The sequence below is a fragment of the Streptomyces sp. CWNU-52B genome (genome assembly GCF_047444975.1).
Lineage (GTDB): Bacteria > Actinomycetota > Actinomycetes > Streptomycetales > Streptomycetaceae > Streptomyces.
In genome coordinates this window covers 399,643-422,482 of the sequence record NZ_JBLFJV010000005.1, presented here as the reverse complement: position 1 = coordinate 422,482, position 22,840 = coordinate 399,643, and the positions used below count along the sequence as shown (strand labels likewise).

The 22,840-nt window shown below is 72.7% G+C and carries 17 protein-coding genes; 5 read left to right on the top strand and 12 right to left on the bottom strand.

Going from position 1 to position 22,840, the window contains the following annotated elements:
• Nucleotides 1-125: 125 nt before the first annotated feature.
• Nucleotides 126-1,682 carry a hypothetical protein gene (locus ACLVWQ_RS04710; protein WP_414106865.1) on the bottom strand — a complete coding sequence of 519 codons (1,557 nt, stop codon included), beginning with the start codon at nt 1,680-1,682 and terminating at the stop codon, nt 126-128.
• 134 nt (nt 1,683-1,816) lie between these two features.
• Entirely contained in the window at nt 1,817-3,535 is a 1,719-nt protein-coding gene (locus ACLVWQ_RS04705) for a tetratricopeptide repeat protein (RefSeq protein WP_414106864.1), read from the bottom strand.
• A 325-nt stretch (nt 3,536-3,860) separates the two neighbouring features.
• Here ACLVWQ_RS04705 and ACLVWQ_RS04700 point away from each other — a divergent pair, with 325 nt between their 5' ends.
• Both ACLVWQ_RS04700 and ACLVWQ_RS04695 read left to right on the top strand, forming a co-directional pair.
• Nucleotides 3,861-4,823 (top strand): alpha/beta hydrolase, encoded by a 963-nt coding sequence (locus tag ACLVWQ_RS04700; RefSeq protein WP_414106863.1) that lies wholly within the window; start codon nt 3,861-3,863, stop codon nt 4,821-4,823.
• 224 nt (nt 4,824-5,047) lie between these two features.
• Entirely contained in the window at nt 5,048-7,885 is a 2,838-nt protein-coding gene (locus ACLVWQ_RS04695; RefSeq protein WP_414106862.1) for a LuxR C-terminal-related transcriptional regulator, read from the top strand.
• Nucleotides 7,886-7,938: 53 nt separating this feature from the next.
• On the opposite strand, the gene ACLVWQ_RS04690 is transcribed toward ACLVWQ_RS04695, so the two are convergent.
• Nucleotides 7,939-8,256, bottom strand: a complete 318-nt coding sequence (locus ACLVWQ_RS04690; protein ID WP_414106861.1) for a hypothetical protein — start codon at nt 8,254-8,256, stop codon at nt 7,939-7,941.
• 230 nt (nt 8,257-8,486) lie between these two features.
• Between ACLVWQ_RS04690 and ACLVWQ_RS04685 the strand changes: the two genes are divergently transcribed.
• Nucleotides 8,487-11,057: a SpoIIE family protein phosphatase gene (locus ACLVWQ_RS04685; RefSeq protein ID WP_414106860.1), complete on the top strand. Its 2,571-nt coding sequence runs from the start codon at nt 8,487-8,489 to the stop codon at nt 11,055-11,057.
• A gap of 13 nt (nt 11,058-11,070) precedes the next feature.
• Here ACLVWQ_RS04685 and ACLVWQ_RS04680 read toward each other — a convergent pair whose 3' ends face one another.
• The 4 genes from ACLVWQ_RS04680 to ACLVWQ_RS04665 all read right to left on the bottom strand — a co-directional run bounded on the left by ACLVWQ_RS04680 (nt 11,071) and on the right by ACLVWQ_RS04665 (nt 14,505).
• On the bottom strand, nt 11,071-11,829 hold the full coding sequence (locus ACLVWQ_RS04680; RefSeq protein WP_414106859.1) for a YqjF family protein: 759 nt from the start codon (nt 11,827-11,829) through the stop codon (nt 11,071-11,073).
• Nucleotides 11,830-11,953: 124 nt separating this feature from the next.
• Nucleotides 11,954-12,385 (bottom strand): hypothetical protein, encoded by a 432-nt coding sequence (locus tag ACLVWQ_RS04675; protein WP_414106858.1) that lies wholly within the window; start codon nt 12,383-12,385, stop codon nt 11,954-11,956.
• Between the two features lie 108 nt (nt 12,386-12,493).
• On the bottom strand, nt 12,494-14,014 hold the full coding sequence (locus ACLVWQ_RS04670; protein WP_414106857.1) for a DEAD/DEAH box helicase: 1,521 nt from the start codon (nt 14,012-14,014) through the stop codon (nt 12,494-12,496).
• Nucleotides 14,015-14,301: 287 nt separating this feature from the next.
• The gene (locus ACLVWQ_RS04665) at nt 14,302-14,505 is read right to left on the bottom strand and encodes a cold-shock protein (RefSeq protein ID WP_328492202.1); all 204 of its coding nucleotides are present in this window, start codon (nt 14,503-14,505) and stop codon (nt 14,302-14,304) included.
• A 329-nt stretch (nt 14,506-14,834) separates the two neighbouring features.
• Between ACLVWQ_RS04665 and ACLVWQ_RS04660 the strand changes: the two genes are divergently transcribed.
• A complete protein-coding gene (locus ACLVWQ_RS04660; RefSeq protein WP_414106856.1) occupies nt 14,835-15,908 on the top strand; it encodes a dihydrodipicolinate reductase in 1,074 nt (357 codons plus the stop codon).
• Between the two features lie 67 nt (nt 15,909-15,975).
• On the top strand, nt 15,976-16,455 hold the full coding sequence (locus tag ACLVWQ_RS04655; protein WP_414106855.1) for a carboxymuconolactone decarboxylase family protein: 480 nt from the start codon (nt 15,976-15,978) through the stop codon (nt 16,453-16,455).
• A gap of 62 nt (nt 16,456-16,517) precedes the next feature.
• Here ACLVWQ_RS04655 and ACLVWQ_RS04650 read toward each other — a convergent pair whose 3' ends face one another.
• From ACLVWQ_RS04650 to ACLVWQ_RS04630, 5 genes are all read right to left on the bottom strand, one after another.
• Complete coding sequence (locus tag ACLVWQ_RS04650; RefSeq protein ID WP_414106854.1) at nt 16,518-18,179, bottom strand: GMC oxidoreductase; 1,662 nt, start codon at nt 18,177-18,179, stop codon at nt 16,518-16,520.
• Nucleotides 18,180-18,341: 162 nt separating this feature from the next.
• Complete coding sequence (locus ACLVWQ_RS04645) at nt 18,342-19,616, bottom strand: PucR family transcriptional regulator (RefSeq protein ID WP_414106853.1); 1,275 nt, start codon at nt 19,614-19,616, stop codon at nt 18,342-18,344.
• A 120-nt stretch (nt 19,617-19,736) separates the two neighbouring features.
• Nucleotides 19,737-20,786, bottom strand: coding sequence for a threonine aldolase family protein (locus ACLVWQ_RS04640; protein WP_414106852.1), 1,050 nt, complete (start codon nt 20,784-20,786; stop codon nt 19,737-19,739).
• Between the two features lie 50 nt (nt 20,787-20,836).
• A complete protein-coding gene (locus tag ACLVWQ_RS04635; protein ID WP_414106851.1) occupies nt 20,837-21,499 on the bottom strand; it encodes a TetR/AcrR family transcriptional regulator in 663 nt (220 codons plus the stop codon).
• A 71-nt stretch (nt 21,500-21,570) separates the two neighbouring features.
• Nucleotides 21,571-22,548, bottom strand: a complete 978-nt coding sequence (locus tag ACLVWQ_RS04630) for an ABC transporter substrate-binding protein (protein ID WP_414106850.1) — start codon at nt 22,546-22,548, stop codon at nt 21,571-21,573.
• Between the last annotated feature and the right edge of the window lie 292 nt (nt 22,549-22,840).

Here is a 22,840-nt window from a genome sequence, read left to right as displayed (position 1 = left end):
CGTCACCGGGCCCCCAGAGGGATCTCCCGCGCCGAACGCCTCAAATCGACATGAATTCCGCACACGGAAAGGGTCGATATGCCTCGGGTGCCGGAACCGCACCGCTGCCGGAATGGCGTACCGCGTCAGTAGCCGAAGCTCGTGGTGTACGCGCACTCCGTGTAGATGTAGCCGGACGACAGCTCGGCGGTGTCCGACGCCGGGGACTTCCCGAGGCCGCTCTGGGACTTGTGCACGAAGTACGTCGTACCGGCGGGCAGCCTGATGGTCCGCTGCGGGTAGTTCCTGCCGCTGTCGCTGCACGGTTCGAAGCCCCGCACCACCGTGGCGGCGAGGGAGTACGAGGTGCATCCTCCGCAGGCCTTGAGCGTGAAGCTTCCCGTCACGGGCCCCGTGTACAGGACCTTGATGTCGTCGGGGCTGTCGTTCTTGACCGTGACGGTGATGCCGCCGCCGGACGCCGTGGTCGGCAGCCGCCTGCCCGCGGCGGGCACGGTCTGGGCGACCTCGGCGGCGATGGCGATCTTCTTGGCGCGGGCCCGGTTCTTGTGCCGTTCGTTGTTCTTGACGAAGTCGTTCATGGTGGTGACGGCCTCGGCGAAGCTCCCCTCCTCGTACTGGTCCACCCCGCAGGCGTACATCCCCGTGGCGGCGCCCCGGTCCGCCCGGTCGGCGTCCTCGCCGAGGGCTTCGGCCAGCCCCGCACGCTCTCCGGGCAGTCCGACGACCTGGGAGTTGAGGGTCTCCAGGCGCTCGACGGCCGCGCAGGGGTCGTCTCCGCCGACGTCCTCGACGGCCTTGTCGACCGCCGCCCTGACGGAGGGCTCCACTTTCGCGGTCTGTTCGGAGCGCGGGAAGGCCGACAGGAGTTCGCCGTAGTGGGTGGTCCAGTCGCCGGATCCGCCGGACAGCGACTGCGCCCCGCACGCGTAGAGCGAGGTGGCCAGCCGGCCGTCGGGCCAGGTCGCCAGCGCTCCGAGGGCCTTCTTGTCCAGGGTGCGCGGAACCGTACGGAGGTATTTCAAGGGCTCGACGGCGTCACAGTAGTTCCGCCGCTCGTACGCGGAACCGACGGTGGCGTAGTAGGCCGTGAGCCGGTCCGGGACCCGGTCGGCCGCCCGCGAGCCGGGGTGGTCGCCGCGGAGGTCGTGGTAGACGGCCAGGGCGCGCCGGTAGTCGGGCTCCGCCGTCGAGAAGGGCCGCTCGCCGGCCGCCCGGACCAGTTCGTCCGCGCGCTCCAGACGGTCCAGGAGCAGTTGCTCGGTGGCCTCGTCGCGCGCGCCGTCGTACAGGGCGACGCCTCCGGCGGGCACGGCCAGGAGCACGAGCCCGAGGACGACGGCGAGCCAGGGTGAGGGCGGCCAGGCCGGCCGGGTCCGCAGGCCCACGACCGCGCCGTGGACGGCCGCGAGGCCGAGGAGGACGAGATACGCGACGAGGGCGCCGGTGGGGACGCCGTCCGGGTCCGCGGGCAGCGCGACCAGGAACAGCACCCCCGTCGCCGCCCAGCAGGCCGCCGTCAGCCACCAGCGGCGCACCATCGCGTAGCCGAGCCCGAGCCCGCCGAGGTTCAGCAGCGCCACCGCGGCCGCTCGCCGGCGGTCCGCGGGTGCGGGCGGCGGCGCGGTCGGCATCGGCGGTATGACGAACCCGTCACGGAAGTCGTTGTGGTCCCAGGACATGACGGCTCCCCCGGTCGCTCACGCCCGACGTGCTATGACTTGTCAGCGTACGGTCAGCCATTCGAGGCGGACAAGAGGCTGCGGCCGTCGGCCGGCCGGACAGCACGGCGGCTGCCGCATCAGCGGCACCACCGCTAGCAGCAACCGCCGTCAGCCACCGGGGTGACAGAGGCGCCGGACGTTCCCGTGCCGTCGGCGACGGGGGCCGCGTCGCGGTCGAGGCGGCAGAGGCACGACGCCTCGATCGGCACGTCCGCCACCGCGGCGGCGAGCTTCAACTGCTGGGCCACGATCCGTGCCTCCCCGGTCCTGCCCAGCCGGACGAGGCACTCGTGGAAGCCGTGCAGGGCCCAGACGTTGCCGGGGTGGTGCGAGGCGCGGGGAAGCGTGTCGTCGAGCCCCAGGTCGGCCCGGTAGACCGCTTCCGCCTCGGCGACCCGTCCCTGTTCGAGGAGCAGGGCGCCGTACGCGTGCCGGGTGGGCTGCATCCACCCCCAGGGCTCGTCGTAGGGCAGGCCGTCGTCGAGCTCGATCGACCGCTCCAGGGCGGCGAAGGCCGCGTCGTGATCACCCTTGCGGTACTCCAGTTCGCCGTCGAGCATCGCCGAGGCGACGGCGAGGATGTCGGCGCAGGTGTTGTTGAACAGCATCCGTGTCTCCGGGACCCGCGTGAGCGCCTCCCGGAACAGCCCGCGCTCGGTCTCGGCCTCGTCGATCCGGCCGGTCGCCGAGAGGGCGACGCCGCGCGCGTAGTGGAGCATCGCCGTCGTCACGCAGTACAGCCGCGGATCGGCGGGCACCTCAAGCCGCAGGATGTCGGCCCAGCGGCCGAACCTGATCAGGACGTGGACCCGCATGGCGAGGAAGCCCTCCAGCCAGTCCGCCATGGGCGGGCTCTGCACGCGCAGCAGCTCCTCCGGGACCGAGGCCTCCAGCCGGGCCACCGTCTCCAGGGCGGTCCCCGACTGTCCGAGGAACATCGCGCCGTAGATCCTGAAGTGGTAGTTGTGCGACCGGTACAGCGTGTAGAAGTTCATCGGCCCGGACCGCGCGAGGTACTTCTCGTCGGCTTCGATCGCCGTGCCGTTGTCGGCCACGACGCGCCGGTAGTCGCCGCAGAGCACGTCCAGGTGGGTGGGCATGTGCTGGAGGTGACCGGCGTCGGGGACCAGCCCGCGCAGCCGGTCCGCGGCGGGCAGCGCGGTCTCGGGGGCCGAGGACATCTCCATCAGGTGGATGTACAGGTGCAGCAGCCCCGGGTGCCGCGCGCCCTCCTCGGTGGCCATGGCCCGCTCCAGCACCTCCTTGGCCACCGCGGTGCGTGCGCCGGCGGCCGGCTCGCCCGTGCGCTGGTCCCACAGCTCCCACGGAGTGAGGTTCATCAGCGCGTCGGCGTAGAGCGTCGCCACGTCCAGGTCGTTGGGGGCGAGTTCGTACACGGCGCGCATGCTGTCGGCGTACGGCTCGTTCCACACCGAGCAGTCCTCGACGGCCTTCGCCTGCGGGTAGCGGGCGCGCAGCGCGCCGATCAGGGCCCGCTCGACGGGGGTGGCACCGGCCGCCTTCTCCCGCGCGAGCTCCACGGCGGCGTGTGTGCGGTCGACGGTACGGGCCAGATCCGCGCCGTCGAAGGACTCCCAGGGCTTGTTGTAGTTCGGGCCGAGGGCGTAGGCGAGGCCCCAGTGGGCCATGGCGCAGTCGGGGTCGGCCGCGGCGGCGGCCTCGAAACAGGAGACGGCCTCCTCGTGGTGGAAGGCGTACGACCAGACCAGCCCCCGGTCGAACCACAGCTGGGCCTGGGCGGACGCCGTCGTCACGGCACGTCCGTGGGTGCCGAGGTCGTAGTAGTCCATCAGCCTCTCCTTCTGCCTCTCCCCGCGTGCACGGCCGGAGCCCGGATCCCGAAGGGGTCGCGCCTCAGAGCCTAGAGGTGCCGCGCGCGGGTGGCCCGAGCCTGCTCGAAGGGGGTGTCCGATCCGCGCCGGTTGACGAACGTCCGGGTCCGGGGGCACCGATGACCGGTGATATTGCCGATGGCCGCGCCCCTCGCGTGCCCCGACAGTGGCGTGGCCGGCCGCAGGTCGGTGCCGTCGGCAGAGCTTCCGGGTGTGTCACGCGGGTCCTCCGTGTGCCCGGCCCGGTCCGGCGGTTCGTCACGACCGAGAGGACGACTTCGTCGTGCAGCAGCACTCGCAGAACAGCTCGCTCACCCCCGGTACGGTCCCGCCCGTGTCCGGTGTCCGTCGCCCGCGGCGCCCCGGCGGGTGGGCCGCGAGGCGTGTCACCGGCGCCCTCGCGGCGCTCGCCACCGTCGTGGGTCTCAGTTCCCTGGCGACCCCCGGGGCGCACGCGGCGGACAACCCCTACGAGCGCGGCCCGGCCCCCACCACGTCGAGCATCGAGGCGGTCCGCGGTCCGTACAGCGTCTCCCAGACGACGGTCTCGTCGCTGGCGGTCACCGGTTTCGGCGGCGGAACCGTCTACTACCCGACGAGCACCGGCGACGGCACGTTCGGCGCCGTGACGATCTCGCCCGGGTACACCGGCACCCAGTCCTCGATCTCATGGCTGGGCGCCCGGCTGGCCTCCCAGGGGTTCGTCGTCTTCACCATCGACACCCTCACCACCCTGGACCAGCCCGACTCGCGCGGCCGGCAGCTGCTGGCCTCGCTCGACTACCTCACCCAGCGCAGCAGCGTACGCACCCGGATCGACAGCACCCGGCTCGCGGTGATGGGGCATTCGATGGGCGGCGGCGGCAGTCTGGAGGCCGCGAAGACCCGCCCGTCCCTCCAGGCGGCGATCCCGCTGACGCCCTGGAACCTCGACAAGTCCTGGCCCGAGGTCAGCACCCCCACCCTGATCTTCGGAGCGGACGGTGACACGATCGCGCCCGTCGCCTCGCACGCGGAGCCGTTCTACGGAAGCCTGCCGTCCTCCACCGACAAGGCGTACCTGGAGCTCAACAACGCGACCCACTTCACGCCGAACTCGTCCGACACGACGATCGCGAAGTACAGCGTTTCGTGGCTCAAGCGGTTCGTGGACAACGACACCCGCTACGAGCAGTTCCTCTGCCCGCTGCCGCGGCCGAGCCTGACCATCGAGGAGTACCGGGGCAACTGCCCGCACACCTCCTGAGACAGGCACCACAAGGAGCAGCCGGTGGGCGGCCGTGCGGGGAACACGGGCCGCCCACCGGCGCTGTGCGTGTGCACAGAACTATGGGCACGCCACTGGGCAGGGGTACACGCAAGCACCGGATGCCGGCCGCGTCGGCGCAGGTGGGAGGGGCGAACACCGCGCGGCGGGAGGCGCGGACCGACCGCTTCCGCCCCGCGCCGCGCGAACGTAACGTCACAGGGATGACCGGACGGACGAACGTGCCCCAGTCTCCCCCGTTGCACGGCCGAAGCGCGGAACTCGCGGCGCTGGCCGCCCTGTCGGACCCGGACCCGTCCGGCGCGGACACCCCGGTGCTCGTACTCGCCGGGGACCCCGGCCTCGGCCGTACCGCGCTGGCCGAGTGGGCGGCCCGCGCCTTCGAGGCCGGGGGCGGGCGCGCGCTGCGGGTGCGGGCCGGCCTCGCGGAGTCCGGCCTCCGCGGAAGCGGCGTGCACGCGCTGCGGTGTGCCGCGGGCGGCCTGCCGGGAGCACGGGCCTTCGACGTCCGGACGGACCCCGAGTGCCTGCTCCGGCTGCTGGCCTCGATCGCCGCCGGCTCGCCCCTGCTGGTGTGTGTCGACGACGCGCACCTGTGGGACGTGCCCTCGCGGGCCGCCCTCGGCTTCGCGGCCCGGCGGCTGCACACGGCCGGGCCGGTGCGGCTGCTCCTGACGGTCGCCAGGCATCACGCGGCCGGCCCCGACTTCGCGGCGCTGCCCGTCCGCACACTCGCCCCGCTGCCTCCGTACGCCGCAGAGGCCCTCCTCGACGGCACGACGAGCGGTCCCGTCGACCCGGCCGTCCGCGCGGAACTGCTGGCACAGGCCCGGGGCAACCCGGCCCTGCTGCGCGCCCTGGTCGCCCGGCTGTCGCCCGACGAGCTGTCCGGCGCGCGCCGGTTGCCCTGGCCGCTCGCCGACGCCGAGACGCTGAGGAGCGTGGCCGGCCCGCACCTGGCGGGGCTCCCCGCCGAAGCGTGCGAACTCCTCCTCCTGGCGGCGGCCGCACTCAAGTACGGTCCTGAGCAGCCGGACCCGGACCCGGACCCGGAGTCGGAGTCCGGCGCCGACGCCGAACTGGTCCATACGGCGGCAGCGCGGCTCGACCGCCCGCAGGCCGTACGCGCCCTGGACCGCGTCCCGGACGTCCTCGTGCTCTCCGCCGGCCGGTACCGCTTCACCAGCCCCGTCGTCCGCCGAGCCGTGTACGCCTGCGCCCGTCCCGACCGGCGCCGCGCCGCCCACCGGGCGCTCGCCGCGGCCCTGGCGGGCGAGGGATCCGGGCTCGGCGCGCTGCTGCACCGGGCCTGGTCCGTCACCGGACACGCCCCGCCGCTGGCGGACCAGCTGGCCGCCGCGGCGGCCGACCCGCGCGTCACCGCCTCCCGAAGACAGCGCTCGGCGGCGTTCGCGCGCGCCGCGGAGCTGACGGCGGACGGACCGCTGCGGTCGGAGCGTCTGACGGCGGCGGCCGAACAGGCACTGCTCGCGGGCCGCGCGCCGGCGGCCCGCCGGCTGATCGGCCGCTCGCACGACAGCGCCCTGCCCGCCGCCGTCAGGGGCCGCTCCGCAGGGCTGCGCGGCACCCTGGCGCTGCGCGACGGGCCCGCCGCCGACGCCGGTGAGTCCCTGCTGCTCGCCCGGTCGCTGCTCGCCGCCGACGAGCCCGCCCACGCCCTGCTCGCGGGTCTCGGCGCCGCGGAGGCGGCCTGGGCCACGGGCGACGAGGCCGCCTGTCTGCGGGCCCTGAACGCGGCGGACCGTACGGTCGTGCCCGTCCGCGCGGTCACCGTCGCACAGCGGGCGCCCGCCCCGGCCGCCGCGGAGCCGGGTCTGCCGCGGGACTATCTGCACGGCTTGCGCGCGATGCTGGAGCGGGACTTCGGCCGGGCCGTCCCGTCGCTGCGCCACGTGGTCGAGCACGCCTGGCAGGAGGACGAACCGGAACGGCTGCTGTGGTCGGGCGCGGCGGCCCTCCTCCTGGGAGACGTGCCCGCCGCCTGCCGGATCGGCGCCCGAACACTCGCGGCGGCCCGGTCACGGGGGCCGGAGGCGTCCCTGCCGCGGGCCCTGGAACTGCTGGCCTACGCGGAGCTGAGGACGGGCCGGCACGCGCGGGCCCGGACACACGCCGAGGAGGGGCTGCGCGCCGCGCACCGGTACGGACAGAGCAACGTGGCGGCCCATCACCACGCCGTACTGGCCCTGGCGGCGTCGATCGCGGACGAGTCGGCGCAGGTCGCACACCACGCGGACGCCGCGCTGGCGACCGCGCGGCGCCATGGACTCCGCCAGGCCGCGACGCTCGCCGAATGGGCCCTGGGCCGCGCCGAACTGGGCCGCGGGCGCCCCTTCGAGGCGGCCGCCCGGCTGGGCCCGCTGGTCCGCCCCGGCCCGGACGGCGGCCACTTCGCCGTACGCATGCTGGCCATGCCCTGCTACGTGGAGGCCGCGGTGGTCGCCGGGCAGCGGGACGCCGCGCGGGCCGTCGTGGAGGAGTTCGCGCTGTGGGCGCGCTTCGGCGCCGACGTGCAGGCGCCCGCCCAGCTCGCCCGGTGCCGGGCGCTGGTGGCCGACGCGGACCGGGCCGACGCCTGGTACGAGAACGCGCTCACGCTGCACACGCGGGCGGGCGGCGGCTTCGAGTCGGCGCGTACCCGGCTGCTGTACGGCAAGTGGCTGCGCAGGCGGCGCAGGCTCCGGGAGGCGCGCGCCTGCCTGCGGGACGCGCTGGTCGGCTTCGAGCGCTGCGGAGCCCGCATCTGGGCGGACCAGACGCGCGCCGAGCTGCGGGCGAACGGCGCGGCCCCGGCCGTGGCCCGGTCCGGCGCGCTGGACGGCCTCACACCCCAGCAGCTGCGGATAGCGCGGTGCGTGGCCGAGGGCGCCACGAACGGCGAGGTGGCCCTGCACCTGTCCGTCAGCACCCGGACGGTCGACTACCACCTGCGGAAGGTCTTCGCCGTGCTCGGGGTGCGCTCACGCGTCGAGCTGTCCCGGCTGGTCGAGCAGGCGGGGGAGAACGGCGCACGGCTCTGAGCGGACGGCGCGGCGCCGGCCCGGCCGGTGAGGGGCTTCGGCCCTCGGGTCCCTCAGAACTCGCGGTCGATGCCGGTCACGAAGGCGGGCCCCAGGGGGACGTCCTTCTCGGGGAAGCCACTGTCCCGCAGGGCCTGCGAGACGAGCCGGACCGCCTCCGCCTCGGCACCGGCCTGATCCGCCGCCTCGACCTCGATCCGGGCGGAGAACATGCCGCCCTCCTCGACCGACAGCAGGCTCAGCTCCTCGTTCTCGCCCAGCTCCGTGTTCTTGGGGTCCCGGGGGCGGAGCCTGCGCTCGATGTCGGAGCGCGCCGCGTCCGCGACACCGTTGACGAACGTACCGGGGACGGTGATGACGTACGTGGTCATGGGAGCTCCTTACCAGGACGCGCCGGGGCGGCGTGTGATCCACATTCCACGTTCCCCTCCTTCGGCGGGACATGCGGACCGACCCGCGCGGCGGACCACGGATCGCGTACACCCCGGTAGCCTCGTCCGGTCCATGCGCGCAAACGCTCCTCCCGGGTGCAGGCCGAGGGGCTCGTGGCGCATTCTTGCTGTGTCAGCCACCCGGGCGGCGCACGGATGAGGTAGGGCCGATGACTGGGAGAGCCGAGCACGAGACCCGGACCCCTGGACGCCTGGACTCGCTGCTCACCGGGGTCACGACGGAGGCGATCGGCGCGGCCGGCGGCTTCGCGGGAGGCGTGTACCTGCGTTCCGGCACGCCGGGCCTCCTACGGCTGGCGGTGCTCTCGGGACTGCCGGGGCCGTTGTTCCGCCCTTGGTGGCGCCTGCACGTGGACCGCAGGTTCCCCGTGGCCGACGCCTACCGGCTGGGCGTCCAGGTGGTGCTCCCGGACGCCACCGAGACGATGCGCCGCTATCCCCAGTTCGCGGCGAGCCTGCCGTTCCAGTTCGGCTCCCTGTACGTACCCGTCGTGGGGAAGTCGACGACGTACGGCGTGCTGACGCTGTTGCGCCGCTCGGCCTCGGACGCCACCGAGGTCCTGCCCGACCGCGACCGTATGGCGCGCCTGGCCGAGGACCTGGGGCGGGCGCTGTGGAACCTGGAGGAGGACGGCGGGCCGGACGTCGCCTGGGACGGCGAGCCGCTGTGCGTACGGCCACCGGCCACCCGTCCTCCGGCCGGCCGCGTCGGGCGGTTCAGCTGGGATCCGGCGTCCGACGTCATGACCACGGACAGCCCTCTGCGCGCCTTGCTCGGCGTGGCGCCGAATGCGTGCACGGACACCCCGGGGGCGCTCGCGGACGCGATGGCTGCCCCCGACGCCCAGCAGCTCCTGGCCGCCTTACGGGAGACGGCCGCGGGGAGACCCCCGTCCCTGCCCCTGCCGGTGCGCGCCGCCGACGGCAGCCTGCGGCTGCTGGAGCTCTGGAACCCGCAGGACACGGCCGTGCCGAACGGGGCGCGGGCCGTGCGGGGCCTCGTCCTCGATCCGGGCATCGGGTCGGCGGCCGACGGAGCGGCCGATCTGCTTCCGGAGGGTGTGTTCTGTCTCGACCGCCTCGGCCTGATCGTCTACGCGAACGAGCGGGCCGCCCGGCTGCTGGGCCGGCCACGCGCGCGGCTGCTGGGCCGGCCCCTGGGCGAGGAGGTGCCCTGGCTGGAGCGGTCCTCCTACGAGGACCATCTGCGCGAGGCCCTGCTGTCCTCGGAACCGGCGCACTTCCACGTCGTACGGCCGCTCCCCGACGGCGAGGACCCGCCCCCGAAGGCCCGTGGGGGCGGTGACTGGCTGGCGCTCTCCGTCTATCCCGGGGCCGACATCCTGACCTGCACCGTGGTGCCGGCGAACCGGATGGCCGAGCCGGCGGCGGGCCCGCCGCCCCCGTACGAGGGGGCCGCGGTGGCCGGGATGCCGCCGCCCGGCGGACCGACGGCCGAAGTCACCTCCATGGCTCCGCTGTACCGGCCGATCGTCCTGGCCATCGCGCTGACCGAGGCGGTGACCGCGCGGCAGGTCTCCGCGGTGGTGATGCAGGAGCTGCTGCCGGCCTTCGGCGGGGGCCGGCTCGCCATCTATCTGCTGCAGGAGCGCCACCTCTATCTGGCCTGGGAAACCGGCTTCCCTTCGGGGTTCCTCGCACCGTTCGAAGGGGTCGGTCTGGACGCGCGGCTGCCCGGGGTCGAGACCCTCACCAGTGGCCACCCGCTCTTCTTCGAGTCGATGCAGCAACTGGCGGCCGCCTACCCGGGCATCCCGCTCGACGCCACGGAGGGCTCCCGTGCCTTCCTGCCCCTGATCGCCTCCGGGCGTCCGGTGGGATCCTGCATCCTGGGCTTCGACCGCCCCCGCGACTTCAGCACCGAGGAACGCACGGTCCTCACGGCGCTCGCCGGGCTGATCGCGCACGCCATGGAGAAGGCCCACCGCTACGACACCGAGGCCGCGCTCGCACGAGGTCTTCAGCAGGCGCTCCTCCCCCGGCGTCTGTCCGCGCACCCGCGGGTGGAGACCGTCGGGCGCTATCTGCCGGGCACCCAGGGCATGGACGTGGGAGGCGACTGGTACGACGTCGTCGAGTCGGGCGACGGTCTCGCGCTGGTCATCGGCGACGTCCAGGGACACGGCGTCCAGGCGGCCGCCACGATGGGGCAACTGCGCAGCGCCGTACGGGCTTTCGCGCTCGGGGACCGGCCGCCCGACGAGGTCATGAGCGGCACCAACCATCTCCTGATCGACCTCGACCCGGGTCTGTTCGCCAGCTGCTGCTACATCCGGCTGGATCCGCTGACCGGTCTGGCCCGGGTGGCCAGGGCGGGACATCCGCCGCCGGTCCTGCGCCTCCCGGACGGCCGCACCCACGTCCTGGACATCCCCGGCGGGGTCGTCCTCGGGGTGGATCCGGGGGCCACCTACCCGGTGACGGAGTTGCGACTGGACCCCGGCTCGATCCTGGCCCTCTACACGGACGGGCTGGTCGAGCGGCCCGGTGTCGACATCGACGAGGGCATCACCGCGCTGCGGGTCGCCCTGGCCCGTGCCGGGTCCCCCGCCGGGCGCCCGGGGGGCCGCTCCGGGGGCCGGTCGCTCGCGGCGGTCGCCGACCGGCTCACCGCCAGGGCGCGGCACGTGGCCGACCGCCCCGACGACATAGCACTGCTGCTCACCACGCGGCGCCCGGAGCCCGGCCCCGGCCGGTGAGGCGCGGGCGGCCTCACCCGCGCGGCGGTCCCGCCATGGCGCGGCCGAGCCGTACGGGGACGCCCGGCGAGTAGAGCACGCTCACCGGCTCCCCCGTGGGGGCGGGCAGGCCGGCCGACCGTACGAGGTTCTCCTCGCAGGTGATCAGCGTCGCGCGGTGCAGCGGCCAGCGGGGATGGTCGTTGGGCAGGAAACCCGTGCCGTCGGAGACCGGCTTGTGCATACCCCACCGGGCGGTCAGGAAGTGTTCGAGAGCGGTCGGCTCCGCTATGCGCTCCCCGGGCCGCACGACCAGACGGCTGTACGCGCCGCGCGGGCCCGGCAGCCGCCGGGCGCCGGTGTAGACGACCAGGCCCTGGCCCCTCCGCACGGACATCCGGGACCACACGTACGGCAGCCGGAACCCGAGGCGCCCCAGGGCGACCGGCAGGAGCCGGGACGCGTCCATGGAACGGAAGACCACACCGCGCCGCCCGTGCCCGTCCACCGAGTACAGCCGCACGTTGGTCTCCGGGAACGAGCCGAAGTAGGGCACGCCCGGGAGCCGCAGCCAGCCCACCCGGTGCATACGGAAGGCGACCAGTCCGACGTAGGTGACGCCGTCCAGGGTGTCGGGGGTGGTGCCGGCCGGCAGCAGCCCGGCCACGGCCCCCGGGTCCACGGCCCAGTGCACGAAGGTGAGGTCCAGCCACTCCTGGGTGAGCAGGGGGCGGCGGAGCGCGACGGGGGCGTCGGGCGTGACCGGTTCCGGCACGGGTGAAGTGATCGGCACGGGCGCAGCATCGCAGGGACGCGCCGCGCGCACACCGGGAATCCGTGCCGTGTGACGCGTCTGGCACCGGTCCGTACGGGGTTGCGGACGTCGGGGTCGGACGGCCGGCGTCGGACATCCGCGGTCAGACGTCGGTGGGCAGTCCGCTCGCCTCGGCGATGCCCCGCAGCTCCTCGTCCTGGCGGTGGCGTTCACCGATGTAGTCGGCGATCTCCTGGCACCGGGCGGGGTCGGCCGCGGTACCCGAGTCGGTCACCACCCTGACGGGTCCGCCCTCCTCGGTCTCGATCTCGACGATCTCGTTGTCCATCCGGCCCGTGACGGCCACCGCCACCACGAGGGACGCCTCGTCGCGGACCTCCTGCGAGACGTTGTCGCCCTCCTCGCCCTCCAGACTCAGCTCGATGGGCCCGGCCCGCTGCTCCTGCATCGCTTCGAGCACGGGTTCGACCATGCGGAGCAGCAGCGCGTAGTCGGTCGGGGTCATGCGGACCCGCAACAGATCGAGGTAGAGATCGACGGGCCGGCCTTGCGACGGGAACTCTGATTCAGTCATGGGTCTCGACTTCCCCAATGTGGGCAATGTGATCGCATCTATGTCAAGGATGGTCGATCACGGCGCTCACCGCCGCTCGAAGCCAGGTGAAGCCGCGGGACGCCGCCGCTACGCGCCGCGGCGGATCCGCGCGGCCTTGCGGGCCTCGGCCGTCATACGTGCCTCGGCCGTCCGGCGCGACTCGCCGCCGGCCCGTCCCGGGCGGGTGCCCATGCCCCGGAAGGGGGCGCCGCCGCGCTGCGGACGCTCGGTGACCGGAGCGCTTCCGGCGACGGGGACGCCGGAGGGCGCCTGGGCGCCGGTGATGCGGCTCAGTTCGGCCTCACCCGAGCGGACCTGGGTGACCTGCGGCCTGATACGGGCGTCGGACAGCAGACGTGTCATGTCGCGGCGCTGGTTGGGCAGCACCAGCGTGACGACGCTGCCGGACTCGCCGGCCCGCGCGGTACGGCCCCCGCGGTGCAGGTAGTCCTTGTGGTCGGCGGGCGGGTCGACGTTGACGACCAGGTCGAGGTCGTCGATGTGGATGCCGCGCGCCGCGACGTTGGTCGCCACCAGCACGGTGACCTCGCCGCTCTTGAACTGCGCCAGGGTGCGGTTGCGCTGGGGCTGTGACTTGCCGCCGTGCAGCGCCCCGGCCCGCACCCCGCTGCCGAGCAGGTGCCTGGTGAACTGGTCGACGGCGTGCTTGGTGTCCAGGAACATCAGCACCCGCCCGTCCCGTGCGGCGATCTCCGTGGCGGCGGCGTACTTGTCGGCGCCGTGCACGTACAGCACGTGGTGCTCCATCGTGGTGACGGCACCGGCCGACGGGTCGACCGAGTGGACCACCGGGTCGTGCAGGTAGCCGCGGACCAGGAGGTCGATGTTGCGGTCGAGGGTGGCCGAGAACAGCATGCGCTGGCCGTCCGGCCGTACCAGGTCGAGGAGCGCGGTGACCTGGGGCATGAAGCCCATGTCGGCCATCTGGTCCGCCTCGTCCAGCACCGTGATGCCGACCCGGTCGAGCCGGCAGTCCTTGCGCTCGACGAGGTCCATGAGGCGGCCGGGGGTCGCGACGACGACCTCGGCGCCGGACCGCAGCGCCCCGGCCTGCCTGCCGATCGACATCCCGCCGACCACGGTGGCCAGCCGCAGCTTCAGCGACCGGGCGTACGGCGTGAGCGCGTCGGTGACCTGCTGGGCCAGCTCACGGGTGGGGACGAGGATCAGGGCGAGCGGCTTCTTCGGCTCGGCACGCCGTCCGGCCGTACGGGCCAGGAGCGCCAGGCCGAACGCGAGCGTCTTGCCCGAGCCGGTGCGGCCACGGCCCAGCACGTCGCGCCCCGCGAGGGAGTTCGGCAGCGTGGCGGCCTGGATGGGGAAGGGCTCCACCACGCCGAGACCGGTGAGTGTCTCCAGCAGTGCGGAGGGCAGGCCCAGTTCACCGAAGGACGCCACCGCCGGGAGGGCGGGAGTGAGGGTGGCCGGCGGGGCGAACTCACCCTGCACAGGGGAAGGACGGGGGCCACCGCCGCCCGAACGGGTGACGGGACGCCCCTGCCCCTGCGAACGGGGCCGGCCCGAGCCGCCGAAGCCGTCCTTGCGCTTGTTCGCGAAACGATCGTTGGTACGACCTGATCGGTTCATGGAAAGAACCTTCCTCGATATGGCACGTATCGAGGAATCCTCGGCAGGTGAGAACCGAATGAATTGCAAGAACGAGCCGGGTGCAAGACGAGACCGAAGCCGAAATCCGACCGCGGAAAACCGAGATCGAAGCCGAATCCGACGGTGCCGAGTGCCGGCGCGGCGCAGCGGACAGAACAGCCGTGGGCGGCAGAATCTCCGGTGGTCGATCCCCGAAGCCCTTGAGAATACAACAAGCTGGGGCCCCACCGCGAGGTGGGACCCCAGCTGCTGTGTGCGCTACGGCATCAGGCAGGAGTGATGTTCTCCGCCTGCGGGCCCTTCTGGCCCTGCGTGACGTCGAAGGTCACCTTCTGGCCTTCCTGGAGCTCACGGAAGCCCTGGGTGGCGATGTTCGAGTAGTGGGCGAAGACGTCCGGGCCGCCGCCGTCCTGCTCGATGAAGCCGAAGCCCTTTTCCGAGTTGAACCACTTCACGGTTCCACTAGCCATTTTAATATCCCTTTCGGGGCAGTACCCGGGGGCCCGCACTGTGTGGACCCCTGTGACGCCGCAATTGACCCCGTCCGGAATAAGAAACGCCGGAAATACAAAAGTGCCCGACGAATACGAATTCGCCTGCGGCACTTGAAGTGTGCGGGAACTACAACTGCAACTGGATCAAGACTATCACGCAGGGCCCGTCAGGCAACGGCAGAGCCACACCCCTCGGAAACCGTTACCTACGGACCGCCCGCCCGGCCCCGCACCCGGTTCGCGCGACGCCCGCCCGCCGGTGCAGGACTATGGCAACTGACGGCACGTCAGGTTACGCTCCGCGCATGATTTCCACGGTGGTCTGGGGTACCGGCAACGTCGGCCGCGCGGCCATCAGGGCCGTCGACGCGCACCCCGCGCTGGACCTCACGGCCGTGCTCGTCCACACCCCCGGCAAGGTCGGCAAGGACGCGGGCGAGCTGGCCGGCCTCGGCCGGGGCCTGGGTGTGCCGGCGACCGACGACATCGAGGCCGTACTGCGCGCGGGACCCCGCGCGGTGGTGTACGCGGCGTCCGGCGACATCCGGCCCGACGAGGCGCTGGCCGACGTCTGCCGGGCTATCCGCGGCGGTGCCGTGGTCGTCACTCCGGCGCTGTACCCCCTCTACGACCAGCGCAACGCCCCGCCCGAGTTCCGCGAACCCGTGCTCGCCGCCGTCACGGACGGCGCGGGGGCGCTGTTCGCCTCCGGGGTCGACCCCGGCTGGGGCAACGACGTACTGCCCCTGCTGATGAGCGGGCTCGGTACGGTCGTCGACGCCATCCGCTGCCAGGAGATCTTCGACTACTCCACGTACGAGCAGGAGGAGTCGGTGCGGTACCTGGTCGGGATGGGGCAGCCGATGGACTACGAGCCGCCGATGCTCGCCCCGTCGGTGCCGACGATGGTGTGGGGCGGGCAGATACGGCTGATGGCCAGGGCCCTGGGCGTCGAACTCGACGAGATCCGGGAGACCCTGCGGCGCCGCGCGCTCGACACCACGGTGAGCACCCGGACGATGGGCGAGTTCGAGGCGGGCACCCAGGGCGCGGTGCGCTTCGAGGTGCAGGGGTTCGTCGACGGTGAGCCCAGGATCGTCATCGAGCACGTGACCCGCATCCACCCGTCCTGCGCGCCGGACTGGCCGGTACCGCCGGGCGGCGACGGGGCGCATCGCGTGATCGTCGAGGGCCGCCCGCGCATCGAGGTCACCGTCGAGGCGACCGACGAGGGCGAGAACCGCTCCGCGGGCGGGAACGCCACGGCGGTCGGCCGGCTGGTCGGCGCCGTCGAGTGGCTCGTGGACGCGGCGCCCGGCCTGTACGACGCGCTCGACGTCCCGCTGCGACCGGCGGTCGGAAGGCTCGGCAGGAAGTGACGCCGCCGCCCCGCCGGCAGCCCGCCCCATCGAAGGCCGTCCCGCAGGAGCCCCGAAGGAGTCCCGGATGAACGTCGACATCCCCGAAGGCAGGAACGCGATCGAATACGTGTGGGGCGACATGGTCCCCGGCATCGGACCCGCCGCCGCGAACTTCTCGCTGGCCGTCTACGCCCATACGACCCTGGGGCTCCGTGAGTTCGAGGCCGCGCGGCTGCGGATCGCGCAGATCAACGGATGCCTCTTCTGCCTGGACTGGCGGACCGAGCGGGACGGGCTCAAGGTCGAGGAGGGCTTCGCCGGCGCGGTGGCCGAGTGGCGCACGGCCGACGCCTTCGACGAGCGCACCCGGCTGGCCGCCGAGTACGCGGAACGGTACGCCCTGGACCACCACGGCCTCGACGAGGAGTTCTGGGACCGGATGGCCGCGCACTACAGCCAGGCCGAGATCGTGGAGCTGACCATGAGCCTCGGCTCGTGGCTGGCGTTCGGGCGGCTGAATCGCGTCCTCGGGATCGACGCCATGTGCGTGCTGCCGGGGCACTGAGCCCGGCGGGGCCGTCCGGTGCGTCCGGGCGGCCCCTGTCTCGTTCCGCGCCCCGGGCGCCGCTACAGGTCCGCGGCGACGATCGTCTCGATGTTCCGTTCGGCGAGCGCCGTGATGGTGACGAACGGGTTGACACTGGTGTTGCCCGGGATGAGCGCGCCGTCGATGACGTACAGGCCCCGATGCCCGTGCAGCCGGCCGTAGTTGTCCGTCGCCCTGTCGAGGACCGCGCCTCCGAGCGGGTGGTACGTGAGGTGGTCGCCCCAGATCTTGTAGGTGCCGAAGAGATCGGTCCGGTAGATCGTGCCCTCCTTGGCGTTGATCCTGTCGAAGATCGTCTTGGCCATGTCGATGGACGGCTGCTTCCAGGCGGTCTGCCAGTCGAGGTCGACCTTGCCCGTCGCGGCGTTCCACGAGAACTGGGCTCGGTGCGGGTTCTTGGTGATCGACAGATAGAACGAGGCGTAGGTCTCGATGCCGGTGGGCAGCGGAGCCACCTCGGCGAACGCGCCGCCCGCGGCCCAGTTGTCGATGCCGGAGCACGGGATGGACGACTGCAGGGCGCCCGTGGGGTCCCAGAGGTGGTTGGCACGGCCGCACATCACGTTGCCGTTGTCGCCCCAGCCCTTGCCCACCTCGCCGTTGAGGCCGGGCAGCGCGCCGGTCGCCCTGAGCCGGACCAGGAGCTTGCTGGTGCCGACACTGCCGGCCGCGAAGAACACCCGGTCCGCGGTGACGGTCTTGGTGGCCGTGGTGGTGCCGGTGGTGCTCAGCTGGTCGATGACGACCGTGTAGCCGCCCGAACCGGCCGGCGCGACCGAGGTGACCTTGTGGAGCGGTGAGATGGCGACCCGTCCGGTCGCCTTGGCCCGAGCCAGGTAGGTCTTCTGCAGGGACTTCTTGCCATAGTTGTTGCCGTAGAGGATCTCGCCCGCGAGCGCGGACTTCGGCACGGTCCCGGCGGCCTCCTTCTCCATGTAGTCCCAGTCGTACACGTCGGGCACGAAGACGAACGGGAAGCCCGAGCGCTCGGCGTGCTTACGGCCGACCCGGGCGTACTGGTAGCAGTCGGCGCTCTCGAACCAGGTCGGGTCGACCGTGCCGACCCCGAGCCCCGCGTTGGCGCGCGGGTAGTGGACGGAGTACATCTCGTCGGCACCGACCGACGGCAGGATCGCGGCGAAGTTCTCCCGTTCGGGGGTGACCGCCATGCCGCCGTTGACCAGCGAGCCGCCGCCCACGCCGCGGCCCTGGTAGACGACGATGCCGCCCATCTCCTCGGCGTCCAGGATCCCGGTGTGGCGCGGCACGTCCTTGTCGAGAGGGAAGCCGAGGAAGTTGCTGAGCGGCTGCTTCGTCCTGGTGCGCAGCCAGTAGGACCGGTAGTCGGGGCTCGTGGTGTTGGCGAAGATCTTGCCGTCCGTACCGGGGGTGTCCCAGGCCATGCCCATCTCGACCATGTGCACGTCGACACCCGCCTCGGCCAGGCGCAGCGCGGCCACGGAGCCGCCGTAGCCGGTGCCGATCACCAGGGCGGGCACATGCGCGCCAGGTTCGATCACCGCGGCCGCGGACGTGGCCGCGTCGGGGGTGGCGGTGGCGGCGTGGACCCCGACCGTCTGTCCGGCGAGTGCGGCCGATCCGAGAAGAGAACCAGTTCCAGCGATGAATCTTCGCCGGGAGACGCCTTCGAGGCGTTTCCCACGTGGGGGTCTGTCGTTCATGCGCGGCTCCTCACTCTCCATAGAGTGAAACGGGTTCTACTGATACCCTCGTGAGAAGTCACGCCATACCCTGAGGTAACTTTCGAACGATCGCATACGGGGCATCCCGTACACCCCGTGATGCGGCTGGCCCCCGCCCGCCCCCCGTGCCCCCGCGTGCCCTCAGTCGCGCAGGAGTCGCCGGGCGGTCAGTGCGAGGCTGAACTCCACCATGTCGGCGGGACGGGCGAGCGAACGGCCGGTCAGCTGCTCGCACCGCTTCAGCCGGTTGAGGACGGTGTTGCGGTGGCAGTACAGGCGGGTGCTCGCCCGCTGCGCCGAACCGTCGCACTCCAGCCACGCCGCCAGCGTGTCGAGCAGGATGTCCCGGTCGGACGGTTCGAGGCGCAGCAGCGGCCCGAGCACTTCCTCGGCCAGCGCGCCACCGAGTTCGGGGCACGACATCACGAGGGCCGCGGGCAGCCGCTCGGTCAGCCGTACGGTGCCGCCGTCGGCCGCGCACATGCTCAGGGCCATGTCCGCCAGCCGCCGGGCGTCGCCCACCGCGGCCAGTCCCGCCACGACGGGCCCGACACCGGCCCGCGTACCGGCGGGTGCGGTCAGCCCGAGCGCCGGCCCGGGAGCGGCGCCGTCACCGTCGTCCACCAGGACGATGGCGTGGTCGACGTCCACCCCCATGTGCCAGTGCACGCGCGCACCGGCCGGCACGACGGCGCCGGGTACGGACGCGCGACCCGCCGGGCGCCCGCCCGCGACGGCGATCACGGCGTACCGGCCCTGTTCCGGCAGGTTCAGTGCCTCGGCCGTCTCGGCGACGTCGGCGATACGGCTCGTACCGTCGAGCAGGGCCGCGGTCAGCAGGCGCACCCGGTGCTCCTGGCGCCAGGCGTGCTGCCGTTCCGCCTTGCGGTAGACGTCCGCCACGAGGGTGCAGTGCTCGTCGACGAAGTTCCATACGTCGGCGGCCACATGGACGAGCAGCCGGACGTCCTCGGGAGCGGTCCGGGAGGTCTCCTCGACCAGCATCTGCCAGATCAGGGAGCCGCCGAGCCGGAAGGCGTGCAGGAGCGCGTCCAGCGGCAGCCCCTGTTCGGCGCGGGTGGCGCCGATCTTCCACGAGCAGCGCAGCGCCGCGTCCCGGGCGCCGCGCGGGTCGAGCAGGGAGCTGACGCTGTGCCGCAGCGACCGGTGCACCTCCTGCCAGGTGCCGACGGGATCGCTCTCCAGGGTGGTCCGGTAGGCGGGCTCGCGGTCCCGCAGCACCGCCACGAGCCGGTCGGTCAGCTCGGGGAGGTTGTTCAGGAGCACTCGCGCCGACCGGTGCAGTACGCGCAGCGCGTCGGCGTCGATCAGTGAACGGACCCTGGGGGCACGCGAGAGCGCGGCGGACGGCGGTCCGTGGCCGGGCTCGACTCGGGACCGTACTGCCTGATGCATCGCGTTCTCCCGGGGCGTCGGCTCGTCCTGCCCCGTAGAATGACATACCGTCCAGTCGGTCCCTAGGGTTGTGCGCCGTTCTTTTCCACCGGCTCGGAGCCGCCCGGAGGTGACGCTCCGTCAGGGGCGGCGGACGGCGTCGAGGAGCCCGTCGATGTCCTGCGGGGTCGTCGCGAAGGAGGCGACGAAGCGGACGACACCGGGCTCGTAACGGTCGTGGTAGAAGGCGTAGCCGTCGGACAGCAGCCGCTCGGTCAGTTGCCGGGGCAGCCGGCAGAAGAGGATGTTGGCCTCCGCGGCGCCCAGGAGTTCGACCTCCGGCACGGCTTTGAGTCCGTCCTGGAGGCGGGCGGCCATGGCGTTGGCGTGGGCCGCGTTGCGCAGCCACAGGTCGTCGGTCAGGTAGGCGTCGAGCTGGGCGGCGTGGAAGCGCGTCTTGGAGGCGAGCTGGCCGGCCCGCTTCGCGCGGAAGGAGAGTTCGGCGGTGAGGGAGCGGTCGAAGACGACGATCGCCTCGGCGGTCATCGTGCCGTTCTTGGTGGCTCCGAAGGACAGCACGTCGACTCCGGCCCGCCAGGTCAGCTCGGCGGGGGTGGCTCCGAGCGCCGCGACGGCTCCGGCGAAGCGGGCGCCGTCCATGTGGAAGCGCAGGCCCGGCTCCTTGGTGAGGGCACCGAGGGTGCGTATCTCGTCGGGGGTGTAGACGGCGCCGGTCTCGGTGGCCTGGGTGACGCTCACGACGGCGGGCTCCACGCTGTGCACGTCCCCGGCCTTGTTCCGTACGGCCGCGCGGAGTTCGTCCGGGTCGATCTTGGCGTCGTCGCCGCCGAGCGGGACGAGCTTCGCGCCCGCGGTGTAGAACTCCGGCGCCCCGCACTCGTCGTTGTTGATGTGGCTGTCCCGGTGGCACAGGACGCTGCCCCAGGGCGGGGTCAGGGCGGCCAGGCCCAGGGCGTTCGCGGCGGTGCCGGTGGAGACGATCAGGACGTCGACGTCACGTTCGAAGATCTCGCAGAGCCGGCGCCCGACAGCGGCCGTGAGGGTGTCCGCCCCGTACGGCGAGGCCTGCCCCGAGGCGGCCCTGACCACCGCGTCGACGATCTCCGGGGACGCGCCGGCCGCGTTGTCACTGGTGAAGATGCGGGCGGCTGTGGTGGTGCTGTCGCTCATGCGGGGAGTCCTGGCTTTCCGTCGACGGGGAGGGTGGGTTTCGGGCACGGTCACCGGGGGCGCCCGCCGGTGGACGAGCGGGCCGGGGCGGCGGCGATGAGCTGCCGCAGCGCCCCGTAGTAGACCTCGTGGTCCGTCAGGGCCGGCAGGATCGCCGCCACGTGGCCGGTCAGCGCCGGGTGGTCCGCCGGGTCGAGCGAGGCGAGGGCGGTGCGGGTGGCCGCCCGGGTGGCCCGGGGATCACGGTGGTCCACGAAACTCGCGCTGCCGAGGGTGAGCAGGTACATCCGCCGATAGGCGGTGATCGCCTCCTGCGGGGTCATCCCGGCCGCGAGACTGTCGGCGAGCTGGGGCTCGACGAGACGGGCCAGCAGGTTCGGGCCGAGCCAGGGGCGGGCGCCGCGCAGCGCGACCAGGCCCGGATGGGCCGACAGCAGCCGGTACAGGGCGGTGAACCGCGCCTCGGTGGCCGCGGCCCAGCCGGTGTCCGGCTCGATCTCCGGCAGCCGGGCCGCCAGGTGGTCGGTGCAGAGGTCCAGCAGTCCGGCCAGGTCGGTGCAGCGACGCTGCAGGGAGGCGAGGGAGATACCCAGCCGGGCGGCCAGCGCGCGGAAGGTCAGCGCCTGGGGACCCGCCTCGTCGACCAGCAGGAGGGCGGTCCGGGCGATGCGGTCGGGGGTCGCCCGGTCCAGGGACGGGGAGTTCCGTGGCATGCGGGTCATCGTACGATACGGCGTATCGGGACCGTGTCGCCAGGGGTGGGGTCAGGAGAACAGGGGTGGGGTCAGGAGAAGAGGACATCCAGGTCGGGCTTCTTGTCCCCGAAGAGCCCGTCCCGTTCGCCGAGGGCCGCCAGCTTCGCCAGGGAGGCGGTGTCGACCTCCGCGGGCCAGCTCGGCAGCGTGAGCTTCGCCAGGACATCGCCGCTGATCTTGGTGTACGTGGTGAGGATCCGGCGTGCCTCGTCCGGATGGTCGGTGGCGTACCGCAGGGACTCGGTCATCGCCTCGGTGAACCTCTTCACCAGCTCGGGGTCCCGTTTCTCCAGCTCGGCCGAGGTGAACCAGGTCGCCACGGTGAGCTTCGGGTCGGTCTCGGCGAACGGCGACGCCACGACGCGTACGCCCTGCCCCTTGGCGATCGTCATCGCGGGCTCGCCCATCCACGCGGCGTCCACGCGTCCGTCGTCCAGCGCGGCGGGCATCTGGTCGAACGGTATCTCCACGAACTTGACCTCGGACGGATCGCCGCCGGCCACCCGGACCGACTCGCGCACCGTGGTGTCTCCGATGTTCCGCAGGGTGTTCACCGCCACCGTGTGCCCGGCGAGGTCCGCGGCCGACTTGATCGAGCTGTCCTTCCTGACGCCCACCCCGGTGACGTCACCGCCGACCTTTCCGTTGGACGCCGCGCCGTTCACCACGGACCTGACCGGGACTCCCTTGACCTGAGCGACCATCAGCGAGGTGGTGTTGCTGAACCCGAACTGGAACTGGCCGCTCACCACACCGGGGATGATCGCCGCGCCGCCCTGGGCACTCACCATGTCGAGGTCGATGCCGCGGCTGCCGAAGAACCCCTTCTTCTGTCCCAGGTAGAGCGGGGCCACGTCCACGATCGGGATGATGCCGACCTTGACCCGCGTGGTGCTGTCCCCGCCCGAGGACGACGAGCCGTCGGACCCCGGGTCCGAGGATCCGCATCCGGCCGCGGCGACGATCGTGGTCAGCACTGCGGCAAGCCCCAGAATGCGCCTTCGCATGGGCTCCTCCTGACGGAAAGCACTGGTGGAAGTACGTTCGCGCGCCGGACCCTGCTGAGCAGCTCGGCTCAGGTTGTGCATTTTCGTGACGGCAGAAATCTACAGAGCTGGGTTGGCCCTGTCAGTACTCCGGACAAGGAGGCCGTCCGACGCCGATGTCCGCCTTCGTGGACGGGAGCGATCCGGCCGTTCGGGGGAAACTCTTCCGCTTCGCGAATCACCGCGTTTGGACCGGATCTCCGCGGTCAGCCGTATCAGTAGATCGAACGGACGAGGCCAGGTAAGGAATTGA

Coding starts and splice junctions, on each gene's coding strand:
- ACLVWQ_RS04710 (WP_414106865.1), bottom strand. CDS start 1,682: ATGTCCTGGGACCACAACGACTTCCGTGACGGGTTCGTCATACCGCCG.
- ACLVWQ_RS04705 (WP_414106864.1), bottom strand. CDS start 3,535: ATGGACTACTACGACCTCGGCACCCACGGACGTGCCGTGACGACGGCG.
- ACLVWQ_RS04665 (WP_328492202.1), bottom strand. CDS start 14,505: ATGGCTAGTGGAACCGTGAAGTGGTTCAACTCGGAAAAGGGCTTCGGC.
- ACLVWQ_RS04690 (WP_414106861.1), bottom strand. CDS start 8,256: ATGACCACGTACGTCATCACCGTCCCCGGTACGTTCGTCAACGGTGTC.
- ACLVWQ_RS04655 (WP_414106855.1), top strand. CDS start 15,976: ATGAACGTCGACATCCCCGAAGGCAGGAACGCGATCGAATACGTGTGG.
- ACLVWQ_RS04650 (WP_414106854.1), bottom strand. CDS start 18,179: ATGAACGACAGACCCCCACGTGGGAAACGCCTCGAAGGCGTCTCCCGG.
- ACLVWQ_RS04645 (WP_414106853.1), bottom strand. CDS start 19,616: ATGCATCAGGCAGTACGGTCCCGAGTCGAGCCCGGCCACGGACCGCCG.
- ACLVWQ_RS04695 (WP_414106862.1), top strand. CDS start 5,048: ATGACCGGACGGACGAACGTGCCCCAGTCTCCCCCGTTGCACGGCCGA.
- ACLVWQ_RS04685 (WP_414106860.1), top strand. CDS start 8,487: ATGACTGGGAGAGCCGAGCACGAGACCCGGACCCCTGGACGCCTGGAC.
- ACLVWQ_RS04670 (WP_414106857.1), bottom strand. CDS start 14,014: ATGAACCGATCAGGTCGTACCAACGATCGTTTCGCGAACAAGCGCAAG.
- ACLVWQ_RS04630 (WP_414106850.1), bottom strand. CDS start 22,548: ATGCGAAGGCGCATTCTGGGGCTTGCCGCAGTGCTGACCACGATCGTC.
- ACLVWQ_RS04635 (WP_414106851.1), bottom strand. CDS start 21,499: ATGCCACGGAACTCCCCGTCCCTGGACCGGGCGACCCCCGACCGCATC.
- ACLVWQ_RS04675 (WP_414106858.1), bottom strand. CDS start 12,385: ATGACTGAATCAGAGTTCCCGTCGCAAGGCCGGCCCGTCGATCTCTAC.
- ACLVWQ_RS04660 (WP_414106856.1), top strand. CDS start 14,835: ATGATTTCCACGGTGGTCTGGGGTACCGGCAACGTCGGCCGCGCGGCC.
- ACLVWQ_RS04640 (WP_414106852.1), bottom strand. CDS start 20,786: ATGAGCGACAGCACCACCACAGCCGCCCGCATCTTCACCAGTGACAAC.